The 278-nt window shown below is 48.2% G+C and carries 1 protein-coding gene; it reads right to left on the reverse strand.

Going from position 1 to position 278, the window contains the following annotated elements; all coding sequences use genetic code 11:
- Positions 1-278: hypothetical protein (locus HUS62_RS23755; RefSeq protein WP_175081248.1), on the reverse strand; the 278-nt coding region annotated here is incomplete at both ends.

Consider the following 278-nt stretch of genomic DNA (forward strand, 5'->3'; position numbering starts at 1 on the left):
ACAACAATGGCTGCACTTTCGCCGTTACCGTTAATAACGCCATCGGCTGTTTTATCAATGCTTGTGGTAATGGCGGCAGTGTTATCAAGCTCAACGCTATCTTGCGCGTTTACAGGGTTACCCGCTAAATCTGACACGCTTGCTGTAGCGGTGAGTGTGCCGTCGTTTAATGCGCTGGCATCAATCGGATCAGTAACGTATTCGCCGTTTTGCACAAGCGCCGTGGTTTCAACTTGGTTTGTACCATCGCTGATAATAACAGTAACAGTTTGGCCATC

The organism is Pseudoalteromonas sp. 0303 (assembly GCF_013349995.1).
Lineage (GTDB): Bacteria > Pseudomonadota > Gammaproteobacteria > Enterobacterales > Alteromonadaceae > Pseudoalteromonas.